An 11,554-nucleotide genomic window follows, 5' to 3' on the forward strand; every position below is an offset into this window, starting at 1 on the left:
GTAGTTTTGATGGAGGAAGAACGCCAAAAAAGCAACAGGAAGAGCAGAGAGTAGTTTTCAAAAAGCTGTTACATACTCAAAACTAATTAAAAAAGTGCCCATTCTTTCAAAAATGAGCACTGATTTCCTTTATCTACTAATTAATGCTTTTCTCGTAGTAAAATCAACATCTTGATAATAGCTATTTTTTACAAGTACGTTTGGACCGAGGCATTTGACAGCAGGGCAATGGCAATTTAATGAGCTGGCTAAATCAGTAGACAGCCATTTTTGAAAAATATCCTCTAAATTATCTTGTTGGATATTTCCAAGTGCTGGCGTATCGCCGAAGTCTGTCACAATAACGTCGCCGGTAAAAATATTGACATTTAAGCGAGAACGACCGTCTGGATCATTGCGGACCGTTACATTTTTACTGGAATAGAGGCGATTTAAGAGCTGTAAGTCTTCTTCCTTCTTGTTACAAGGATAAAATGGAAGTGTACCAAATAGCATCCACACATTTTCATCACGAATATCTAAAAGATGGTTGATGCTGTCTCTAATTTCATTTAATGACAAAGTTTCTAGAGCAGAAGCAAAATCTGATGGGTACATTGGGTGAATCTCGTGCCTTTGACATTTCATTTCTTCGACAATTTGTCGGTGGATATGCTCTAAATATGGGAGGGTACGTTTATTAAGCATCGTCTCTGCCGAAACAACGACGCCTGCTTCTACTAATGCTCTACTGTTTGTAATAATGTTGTTAAATAGTTTACCTCTTTGCTCATACGTTGGCTTGCGTGCCATCATGGCAAATCCGCGTTCTGCAAATTCCTCTTCTGTTCCCCAGTTGTGGGAGATATGCAATACATCTAAGTAAGGAATTACAGGTTCATAACGATCAAGTCCTAGTGTTAGATTGGAATTCAACTGTGTCTTTACGCCACGACTGTGTGCATATTTAAAAAGCGGCACGACATAATTTTCCACAGATTTTCTACTCATCATTGGTTCTCCGCCTGTAATACTAAGGGAACGCAAATGAGGAATTTCATCCAGTTTTTTCAGCAATAAATCAATTGGCAAGGCATTCGGATCTTTGGGCTGAAGCGTATAACCAACAGCGCAATGTTCACAGCGCATATTACATAAGGTGGTTGTGGTGAATTCAATATTGGATAAAGTTAATTTTCCATGCTGCTCCATATCCATATAAGCTTCCCAAGGGTCAATGCTTGGAGTAATTATATTTTTTTCTGTAATCATTTTAAGCTCCTTTAAAAAAATAGTTAAACTATATCTATGTGCAATTAAGGTATAGAATGCGATTTTTATCATTATCTTGCCATCTGGCCCCTTGTCATTATTAAAGGAAAAATCCTATCTGTCAAATGTTTTTGTTTTAGGCCCTTTTTTCGTAAAGTTTGCTCCTATCGCCCTCAGCCGGAGTAGATTCACTTTCCGTGGGGTTCGTGTTGATTCCACTAGAGTCTACGTGTATTCCGGCTTCTTTATTTTTCCTACTATTAAAAAAACAACAATTTTTTAGAAACATCCTTGTTTTAAATGCTGCTTGTAGGGGAAAAGAAACGAATAATGAGAAGAAGGGAGATGAATGATATGTCTAATGCAACAAAGCAAGGAAATAAAATAGTAACAGGCTTAGTAATTGGAAGTGTCATTGGTGTCACGGTTTCTCTGATAGATCCAGCCACAAGAAGAAGAACAATGCAGAGGGTAGAACATCTTAAGGACACAGGCACTCGTTTTGTTCAAAGCTATAAAGAAAATCCTGATGAGTTCAAGAGCAATTGTAAGGAAAGAATGAGTATTTCTGCTGATGCAATGAAGGATATTGCGACAGAGACCCAAGGATTGTACAAGCAGATTCAATCTACCTTAAAAGAACGATCAAAGGATTTAAAAGAGATTTCAGATGATTTCAAACAGCTTTATTTTCAAACAATGAACCAGTATAAACGCATTACAAAGAAAATCATCACGACAAAAGATCAAATTATTGAATCATCCGATTTAGAAGAAAAGCCACAGCTTCCTGCTACAGCAGATAAAGAAGTGATGAAAACAGACACAGTACTTTCATAAGCAACATCAAATAGCGCATATAGGGAAAGGAGCATCTAGATTGTTTTGCTAGATGCTCCTTTTAGTCGTTAGTTTAATTGCAGCAACTAGTAAAACAATGGAATAACGGTGTAGAAAGATAACACATGTGTAAAGCTATAATAAGGAAAGGTTGCCGAATGGGAGAAAATTCGATACGATTATTAGGTAGTTTTGAAAGGAGAGAATACATTGGGTAGTTCTATTACTGATAAAAATGAGCAAGTTACTTTTTTAAAGACAAGATTAAATATGTTTATGGATGTACTAGATGCGATTGATCCAGAAGAAGCAGAATTAGAAGATATTGATCGTTTAATTGAAATGATAGACGAAATTGAATCGAAATGTAATGAATTTAGGCATAGAGATATGTAATAAAGAGCTGCTTGGATGAAAAATTCATCCAAGCATTTTTAATAGAGATTTTTGGAATATTTATGTAAACGATTGCAAATTACTTCTCTATTGCAGGAGAGAAGAGTATAATTTTTTATAGGGAGTTATTTGAATGCAATAATAAAATTTGCAAGGATTCCTTGCGCTTTTCAAATGAGGGGGAGAAGCATGTATTTTGAAAATCTGAAGAAGAGCATTTACGATTTAATTGTAGAAACATCGACCAATCTTCCAAAAGATGTGCGACGGGCGATTGCAAAAGCTACAGCGTCAGAAAATGCTGGAACACGTTCTGCGATGAGCTTAGCAACAATTACGCAAAATATTGGTATGGCAGATAAGGAAGTCTCACCTATATGCCAAGATACAGGGTTGCCAACTTTTAAAATTAAGACACCAATTGATGTCAATCAGCTGGAAATAAAAGCAGCTATATACGAAAGCATGGAGCTTGCCACAAAAAATGGTAAGCTTAGACCGAATTCTGTTGATTCTCTTACAGGGGAGAACAGTGGAAATAATTTAGGGGCAGGTACACCTGTCATTAAGTTTGAACAATGGGAAAAGGATTATATCGATATTCGTTTAATTTTAAAAGGTGGCGGCTGTGAAAATAAAAATATTCAATACAGTCTTCCTAGTGAATTAGAAGGTTTAGGTAGAGCTGGACGCGATTTAGACGGAATCCGTAAATGTATTCTACATTCTATTTATCAGGCACAAGGGCAAGGATGCAGTGCTGGTTTCATTGGTGTGGGAATTGGTGGAGACCGCTCTGCTGGCTATGATTTAGCGAAGGAACAGCTTTTTCGCTCAGTAGATGATACAAACGATATTCCAGAATTAGCAGAACTTGAAGACTATATAATGGAAAATGCCAATAAATTAGGGATAGGTACAATGGGATTTGGCGGGGAAACAACACTTTTAGGCTGTAAAATTGGTGTGATGAACCGGATTCCTGCAAGTTTCTTTGTATCTGTTGCTTATAATTGCTGGGCATTCCGCAGATTAGCGATTTCTGTAAGTCCTGATACAGGTGAAATCAAGGAATGGCAATACCAAGAAGGGGATAAAATTAACTTTAAGGCAGAAGCTGATGAGCAGGATGAAGCAGCTGCTACAGAGGAAGTTATTACACTCCAGGCACCAATCAGTGAAGAGGCTATCCGTCAATTGAAAGTTGGAGACGTAGTTGAAATTACGGGCATGATGTATACAGGCAGAGATGCTATTCATAAGTATTTAAGTACAAATGATGCGCCAATTGATTTAAATGGGCAAATTATATACCATTGTGGACCAGTAATGCTAAAAGATAAGGATGGAAATTGGCAGGTTAAAGCAGCTGGACCGACAACGAGTATTCGAGAAGAGCCTTATCAAGGGGACATCATGAAAAAATTTGGCATACGAGCCGTTATCGGAAAAGGCGGTATGGGGGCAAAAACATTAAAAGCGTTAGAAGAACATGGCGGCGTCTATTTAAATGCCATTGGAGGAGCGGCTCAATACTATGCAGATTGCATCAAGTCAGTAGAAGGGGTAGATCTTATGCAATTTGGCATACCAGAAGCAATGTGGCATTTAAAGGTAGAAGGATTTAAAGCCGTAGTTACTATGGATGCCCATGGCAATTCACTGCATAAAGATATTGAAATGTCTTCCTTAGAAAAATTAGCACAATTTAAAGAGCGTGTATATAAATAAATTTTGAGAAAAACGGCTGTATATTAGCCGTTTTTTCTCTACCATTTCGTTGTTTTTTATTACCAAGAATGAATTCCTCCAGCCTACAGAAAATAACAAAAGGAATGTAAGGCAAAGGAGGAATTTCATTGAAATTGGCCATCAAAACGTTTATTTTCTTTTCTGCTTTTTGTTTCATGTCACTTCCTGTTTTAGCGAATGTATCCAATAAACCGCTAAGCTGGGGATTTAAAAAAGGGGTAAATGAGCAGCCGGCAGAAGCGGGAAAAGAATTAGATGAATTACTTGAAAAATATGGTGCTTACTATAAAGATACAAGCGAAAAGAAGGTACTTTACTTAACCTTTGATAATGGTTATGAAAATGGTTATACAGGTAAGATACTAGATATATTAAAAAAGGAAAAAGTGCCAGCAACCTTTTTTGTAACAGGTCATTATTTGAAAAGTGCTCCTGATCTTGTAAAAAGAATGGCAGCAGAAGGACATATTATTGGCAACCATTCTTACCATCACCCAGATTTTACACAAGTAAGTGATGAAAAGCTAAAACAGGAGCTTGAATCAGTGGTAACAGAGACAGAGGCACTAACAGGGAAAAAAGGGATGACCTATTTACGACCTCCCCGTGGGATTTTTAGTGAGAGAACATTAAAGCTTGCGAAAGAACTTGGCTACACGCAAGTATTCTGGTCCCTTGCTTTTGTGGATTGGAAGACAGATCAGCAAAAAGGCTGGCAATATAGCTATGATAATATTATGAAACAAGTTCATCCAGGCTGTATTTTATTGCTTCATACTGTCTCGAAAGATAATGCAGATGCATTGGAACAAGCAATTAAGGACTTGAAAAAAAGAGGCTATACGTTTAAAAGCTTAGATGATTTAACAATGAAAAGAGAAATGGATGAAGGAATATTCCATTAAATAGTGTTTCCCCGCCCGAATAGAGCTCCCCTCCATTTGGGCTTTTCAATGGATTTGTACACCTCTAATTATGCTATAATAAAAGTAAAATGAGAACAGGTGATGCTATTTGCATACAATTAACATTCCAGGACCATATAATTTTGATTTGGTATTAAGTCGGCTAGCATTGGACCCATTGCATGTCCTGAACAAGGAAGAAAGATGGGTCAAAGTACCAATTCGTATACATAAAAAACCGATTGTAGTGAAAGTACAAGCAACTGGAACAACGGATAACCCAACCTTTCTGGTAGAGCTTGATGAGGTGGACACATCCATACATGAGCTCATTAAGAGAGAAATCTGTAGAATTTTCAGATGGGATGTATCCTTGCAAGCCATTCATGAACATTTTCAAAAATCAAATTTAAAGCAAATTTTTGAAGAGCATTATGGCACGCCAATTGTGTTGGATTTTCACCCATATAATAGTCTTGTGAAATGTATCATTCATCAACAGCTGAACCTTAAATTCGCATTTACTTTAACACAAAGATTTGTTACTACTTATGGGATTAAAAAAAATGGTGTTTGGTTTTATCCATTGCCTGAAACGGTAGCAAGATTGACTGTGGAAGAATTGCGAGCCCTTCCATTTAGTACGAGAAAAGCAGAGTATATTATAGATCTATCAAAAGAAATTCAGAAAGGTAATTTACATATAGACAGCCTATATGAAAAGTCGGATGAAGAAATTATGGCAGAACTCCTACGTTATCGGGGTATTGGTCAATGGACAATTCAGAATGTATTGCTATTTGGTTTAGGGAGAAATAATCTTTTTCCCCTAGCAGATATCGGTATTCAAAATGCCATCAAGAAACTCTTAAAATTAGAACAAAAACCAACAAAAGAGGAAATGGAGGCAATGCTTCCAAAATGGCATCCATATTTAAGCTATGCTTCCCTTTATTTGTGGAGAAGTATTGAATAGGGAGTGAATTTCCTTTAGTCGTTTAATAATAGTAATTATGGTAAAATATAAGCTAAATAAGCTGATTATTTAAATAGTTTGAAACGAGGAAAGTAAATTGCAGAAGAAAACACAGAAAAAACAAAAGAAGCTTCTTATGGCTTCACGAGCACTATTAGTGATAATTGGTGGAATTATCACAGGGTATGGACTAGAAGCAGTCCTTATTCCAAATGCAGTCTCTGATGGAGGAGTTACAGGTTTAAGTATCGTTGGTTCTCAGTTAACTGGATTTCCCCTCGGGATTTTAATTGGAATATTAAATATTCCCTTTATATTTTTAGGATATAAACAGATAGGGAAAAGTTTTGCTGTATATTCCGTTATCGGCATACTATCTTTAGCTGTCAGTACAAGTTTAATGCATCATGTTCCAACAATAATTGAAGGAGATACCCTTCTGATAACGGTTGTTGGTGGGATTATCATCGGTTTTGGAATGGGTTTAGCCTTACGTAACGGTGGGGCATTAGATGGAATTGATATGTTAGCTGTATTGCTTTCAAGAAAATTACCATTTGGAACAAGTGATTTAATCTTATTTTTAAATATGTTTGTTTTTATTTTCGTGTCTACGGTATTTGGCCTCCAAGGAGCTATTTTATCCGCTATCGCATACTTCATTGCCTCTAAAGTAATCCATATTGTAGAAGAAGGTTTAAGTGGATCAAAGACATTTAAAATTATTACAGAAGAGCCGGAAATAATGGTAGAAACGATTCGTGATCGCTTAGGACGTAGTGCTACCTATACGCTTGCGGAAGGCGGATATTCTAACGAACAATTTAAAGAAATCACCTGTGTAGTCAGCCGCATGGAAGAAAGAAAAATGAAGGAAATAATACATGAATTAGATCCTAAAGCGTTTGTCGCTATTTACGATGTTTCAGAAGTAAAGGGCGGAAACTTTAAAAAACGGGATATTCATTAATAGAAAAGGAAAGCTAGTTGTGAAAAAAACTCGGCTTTCCTTTTTTGCGTTTTTAATTAAAACACATTCGCTTTTATATGAACTAGCTTATAATTTTAATGATGGTCCAAAGAATTCATAATGAATATGCGCATCATCGATACCATTGTCTTTCAAGCCTTTTACTACTGTCTGTAAAAATGGAACTGGTCCACAAACATAGTAATCCCCTTCTGCAACGATTGCACTTTCTTTTAGCCATTCTGAGTCAATGTAGCCAGCCTTCTTAAAGAAAGGATTTAATTTATCCTTCTCTGTTGGATTTTCGTAAATATAAGAAAGCTGGAAGTTAGTGATTCTATCTTTTATACTGATTAACTCCTCATTAAATGCTTGGATAGCGCCGTTTCTTGCAGAATGGATAAAGTTTACCTTTCTATTTGGCTGCTCTTCGGCAATTGTTGCTACCATACTCATAAATGGTGTAATACCAACACCACCACTGATAAAAACAATAGGGCTTTCTTCTTTTATTAGCGTAAAATCGCCAGCAGGTACAGTAACTTCTAACGTATCATCTACATTTATATCACTATGTAGATAATTAGATACTTTTCCATCCGGATTTTCTACTGACGCTTCTTTTTTGACAGAGATTCGGAAATATTCTTTATTACTTGCACTTGATAAGCTATATTGGCGATTAAATAAGAATTTCTCTCCAGGAATTGATAAACGGATTGTAATATATTGACCTGCTTCATAGGCTGGTAAAGAGCTTCCGTCTGCTGGAGCTAGGTAAAAGGAAGTAATCACATCACTTTCTTTTACCTTTTTGATAATTTTAAATTCCTTATAATCAGACCAACCACCACTTTTAGTAGCACTTTCTTCATACATTTGTTTTTCAATATCAATAAATACTTGTGCAATTGCACCATATGCATCAGCCCAAGCTTGGATAATCTCATCAGTAGCAGCATCCCCTAGAACTTCCTTGATTGCTTTTAATAGAAATTCACCAACAATTGGATAATGCTCTGCTTTAATCATTAAACTGCGGTGTTTGTGGGCGATTTGTTTGACAACTGGTATAATGGTCTCGAGTCGATCAATATTTTGTGCTGCTGCTAATACGGTATTAGCGAGAGCGGTTTGTTGACGTCCCTTTGCTTGATTAGCATGGTTGAAAATATTCAGAAGTTCAGGATGAGCCGAAAACATATTTTTGTAGAAAACAGTAGTTATTTGTGTACCATGGACTTGTAATACTGGTACAGTAGATTTAATAATCTCCATTGTTTTTTGTGATAGCATTTTTATAACCTTCTTTTAAAGTAATATTTTAAATACATCTTTTATGATAAAAGTCTGTCAACATAAAAGCAAGATTTTAAATACATCTTTTTCACTGTTTTTAACATGTTTAACAAAATGTTCACATTTTCACTATCAAAACCGTAAAAATAACAAAAGGAGATAGAGTTATGCGGTTAACTAATTATTCTGATTACTCTTTGAGAGTATTAATCTATTTGGCAACACAAGAAACGTCCAAACTTACAAATATAAAAGAAATATCCGAAGTTTATCAGATATCAAAAAATCACTTAATGAAGATTATTTTCAATCTCGGAAAACTAGGATATATCGAAACAATTAGAGGCAGAAGCGGTGGCTTTCGCTTAGCAAAGGATCCAGCTGACATCAATATAGGAGAACTTATTCGCAAAACGGAAGAGAATTTTTATTTGGTTGAATGCTTTGAGGATAAAAATGCATGTGTGATTACGCCGGTATGTTCGTTAAAACATGTCCTGAACAATGCATTAGAACAATTTTTCAAAGTATTGGACCAATACACACTTGCAGATATAGCGGAAAATCAGGTGATGCTAAAAGACTATTTTGCCATGAAACAAAAAACAAGTTCAGATGAAGATTGAATTTGTGTGTTATTCTGCTGAGTATTCTATCGTTTCTATTTATCAAGTCAATTAATATCCAAATAGAAAACGCAAAGAAACTGGAATGGTAAATCAGCTTCTTTGCGTTTTTTATATTTCTTTACTTATTCTTCTGTTTCATTCTCTGCTGGTGTTTCAGTTTCCCTATCTTCTGTTTGATCATCATTTTGGTCAGAACAGCCAACTAACATTCCTGTGAAAAGTAAAGCGGTCATCATTCCAAATGTTAACTTTTTAAAATTCAAAAGAATCACCTCAACAAAGTAATTTTTCGTACTACCCTAGTCTACAAAAGTATTATTAACCTACTATTAACTCAGTGCTAAATCATGTAATTATTTGCAGTGCTATTTACCTAAGGAATGTATTTTTTCTATTAGATGGGAATTTATTTCAACATCTACTCATAATAGAAACTGGATATTTTATCGCAGAAGCATTAGTATATGAAGAAGACAGAATGAAGAAAGATAATAGTAAATTTTTAATAGAAGATAATAGGAGTTATTATAGATGAAAGATAAACAGCAAAACACGATGGCAAAGTTGAAGGTAGGACAAACCTTTCCATTAACAATCAAGCGATTAGGCATAAATGGCGAAGGAGTCGGCTATTTTAAAAGACAGGTTGTATTTGTGCCAGGTGCTCTTCCAGGAGAAGAAGTAGTAGTGGAGGCAACAAAGGTTCAGCCTAAGTTTTCGGAAGGAAAGGTAAAGAAGATAAGAAAATCTTCCCCCTTTCGCGTACAGGCACCATGTCCCATTTACGAGCAATGCGGTGGATGCCAGCTTCAGCATTTAGCCTATGACCAGCAGCTACAGGAAAAAAGGGATATCGTTATCCAATCATTAGAACGTCATACAAAGCTGAAAATCGATAAATTAGATATTCGCCCAACCATCGGAATGGAAGATCCATGGAACTATCGCAATAAGAGCCAATTCCAAGTGGGACAGCAAAAAAATGGCGCAATCATTGCAGGTCTATACGGACTTGATTCCCATCGTCTAATTCCAATTCAGAATTGCATGGTACAACATCCGTTAACGAACAAAGTATCAGAAGAAGTTCGCAAAATCTTAGAAGAATTCCAAATTTCAATCTATGACGAACGCAAGCAAAAGGGAATCGTTCGTACGATTGTTACGCGTGCTGGCTTTGAATCTGGAGAGGTTCAAGTTGTACTGATTACAACGCAAAAAGAAATGCCAAGAAAAAAACTAGTGATGGCCGAAATCAAAAAAAGATTACCAGAAGTGAAATCATTAGTCCAAAACATAAACGGCAACAAAACTTCCCTTATTTTTGGAGAAAAAACAATTCACTTAAGTGGGGAAGAGGTTATCCAAGAAACACTAGGAGATTTAAACTTCGAGCTGTCTGCAAGAGCGTTCTTCCAATTGAATCCTATGCAAACAGTAAAGCTGTATGATGAAGTCAAAAAAGCAGCTGCTTTAACAGGGAAAGAAAAGATTGCCGATGCGTATTGCGGAGTTGGAACAATAGGCTTATGGCTAGCAGATGGCGCAAGCGAAGTCCGAGGGATGGATACGATCGAAGCTGCGATTACAGATGCACAAAAAAATGCAGATAAACACGGTATCGAAAACGCAACCTATGTAACAGGAACAGCAGAACACTGGCTGCCGAAGTGGGTAGAAGAAGGGTGGCGTCCTGATGTGGTTGTAGTCGATCCGCCGAGAACAGGCTGTGATCGTAAGTTATTAGATGCGATTAAAAAGGTTAAACCGAAGAAGTTTGTGTATGTTTCTTGTAACCCATCTACTTTGGCGAAGGATATTGATTATTTGTCTAAAGAGTATAAGGTGGAGTATTTGCAGCCAGTGGATATGTTTCCGCATACGGCGCACGTGGAGTGTGTTGCCTTGATGTCTAGGGTGGAGAAATAGCGCTATTCAAAGTAATGATAAATAAAGGGTTTTCGAGATTGGGAAACATTCTGCCAGTTGTGCGATGGATATTCTTAGTCTCGAAAACCCTTGTTTTTATTTATTAAGGAAACATATCGACTGTGGAAATGGGCAAAGGGTTGAGGAGATAGGATGGATAATTTTGTAGGGTGTGGAGATAGGATAGATGTAATAAATAACAAATGTCCAAACTATATCTGTTCGAAATGATAGGTGGAATTGAAATAATAAGTATTTAATATAAACAGTATATATCAACGCTAATTCATATCTATTACCATTAAATCATATTTAATATTGCAATTTTATGTTAAAATATTTATATTCATAGGTTTTATGTTATAATAGATTACTATAATTATTATCACCAGTTTGATATCCGAGGTGAAAGAAATGAATGAGATGAATGAAAAATGGTCAAACCTTGAGGAAATTTCTGAGTATTTAGGGGTTACAAAAGATACAATTCGAAATTGGATAAAAAAAACTGATATCCCTGCTCATAAAATTGGTCGGCAGTGGAAGTTTAAACTTTCAGAAGTTGATGAATGGGTCAAGAGTGGAAAAAGTGCGATAGAATAAGTTT

12 protein-coding genes are annotated in these 11,554 nt (G+C 36.1%); 9 read left to right on the plus strand and 3 right to left on the minus strand.

Annotated features, from left to right (window positions below; all coding sequences use genetic code 11):
- Window positions 1-129: 129 nt before the first annotated feature.
- Complete coding sequence (gene yfkAB / locus ACTNDN_RS15835; protein ID WP_048718025.1) at window positions 130-1,251, minus strand: radical SAM/CxCxxxxC motif protein YfkAB; 1,122 nt, start codon at window positions 1,249-1,251, stop codon at window positions 130-132.
- A gap of 354 nt (window positions 1,252-1,605) precedes the next feature.
- Between yfkAB and ACTNDN_RS15840 the strand changes: the two genes are divergently transcribed.
- The 6 genes from ACTNDN_RS15840 to ACTNDN_RS15865 all read left to right on the plus strand — a co-directional run bounded on the left by ACTNDN_RS15840 (window position 1,606) and on the right by ACTNDN_RS15865 (window position 7,090).
- On the plus strand, window positions 1,606-2,091 hold the full coding sequence (locus ACTNDN_RS15840) for a YtxH domain-containing protein (protein WP_048717965.1): 486 nt from the start codon (window positions 1,606-1,608) through the stop codon (window positions 2,089-2,091).
- 210 nt (window positions 2,092-2,301) lie between these two features.
- Entirely contained in the window at window positions 2,302-2,487 is a 186-nt protein-coding gene (locus tag ACTNDN_RS15845) for an SE1561 family protein (protein WP_048717967.1), read from the plus strand.
- Window positions 2,488-2,676: 189 nt separating this feature from the next.
- Complete coding sequence (locus ACTNDN_RS15850) at window positions 2,677-4,218, plus strand: fumarate hydratase (protein ID WP_048717969.1); 1,542 nt, start codon at window positions 2,677-2,679, stop codon at window positions 4,216-4,218.
- A gap of 176 nt (window positions 4,219-4,394) precedes the next feature.
- Window positions 4,395-5,144 (plus strand): delta-lactam-biosynthetic de-N-acetylase, encoded by a 750-nt coding sequence (pdaA, locus tag ACTNDN_RS15855; protein ID WP_081836630.1) that lies wholly within the window; start codon window positions 4,395-4,397, stop codon window positions 5,142-5,144.
- Between the two features lie 109 nt (window positions 5,145-5,253).
- Window positions 5,254-6,120: a DNA-3-methyladenine glycosylase family protein gene (locus ACTNDN_RS15860; protein ID WP_441131462.1), complete on the plus strand. Its 867-nt coding sequence runs from the start codon at window positions 5,254-5,256 to the stop codon at window positions 6,118-6,120.
- A 136-nt stretch (window positions 6,121-6,256) separates the two neighbouring features.
- A complete protein-coding gene (locus ACTNDN_RS15865; RefSeq protein ID WP_048718026.1) occupies window positions 6,257-7,090 on the plus strand; it encodes a YitT family protein in 834 nt (277 codons plus the stop codon).
- Window positions 7,091-7,177: 87 nt separating this feature from the next.
- Here the strand turns inward: ACTNDN_RS15865 and hmpA are convergent, their stop codons facing one another.
- On the minus strand, window positions 7,178-8,386 hold the full coding sequence (gene hmpA, locus ACTNDN_RS15870; RefSeq protein WP_031537449.1) for an NO-inducible flavohemoprotein: 1,209 nt from the start codon (window positions 8,384-8,386) through the stop codon (window positions 7,178-7,180).
- A 170-nt stretch (window positions 8,387-8,556) separates the two neighbouring features.
- Between hmpA and ACTNDN_RS15875 the strand changes: the two genes are divergently transcribed.
- Complete coding sequence (locus ACTNDN_RS15875) at window positions 8,557-9,015, plus strand: RrF2 family transcriptional regulator (protein ID WP_031537450.1); 459 nt, start codon at window positions 8,557-8,559, stop codon at window positions 9,013-9,015.
- Window positions 9,016-9,140: 125 nt separating this feature from the next.
- On the opposite strand, the gene ACTNDN_RS15880 is transcribed toward ACTNDN_RS15875, so the two are convergent.
- A complete protein-coding gene (locus ACTNDN_RS15880; RefSeq protein WP_155986746.1) occupies window positions 9,141-9,281 on the minus strand; it encodes a hypothetical protein in 141 nt (46 codons plus the stop codon).
- A 268-nt stretch (window positions 9,282-9,549) separates the two neighbouring features.
- Between ACTNDN_RS15880 and rlmD the strand changes: the two genes are divergently transcribed.
- On the plus strand, window positions 9,550-10,947 hold the full coding sequence (gene rlmD / locus ACTNDN_RS15885) for a 23S rRNA (uracil(1939)-C(5))-methyltransferase RlmD (RefSeq protein ID WP_048717971.1): 1,398 nt from the start codon (window positions 9,550-9,552) through the stop codon (window positions 10,945-10,947).
- Between the two features lie 414 nt (window positions 10,948-11,361).
- On the plus strand, window positions 11,362-11,550 hold the full coding sequence (locus tag ACTNDN_RS15890; protein WP_035198876.1) for a helix-turn-helix domain-containing protein: 189 nt from the start codon (window positions 11,362-11,364) through the stop codon (window positions 11,548-11,550).
- The last annotated feature ends 4 nt before the right edge of the window (window positions 11,551-11,554 follow it).

It is taken from the genome of Niallia sp. HCP3S3_B10 (assembly GCF_052064465.1).
GTDB lineage: Bacteria > Bacillota > Bacilli > Bacillales > Cytobacillaceae > Niallia > Niallia hominis.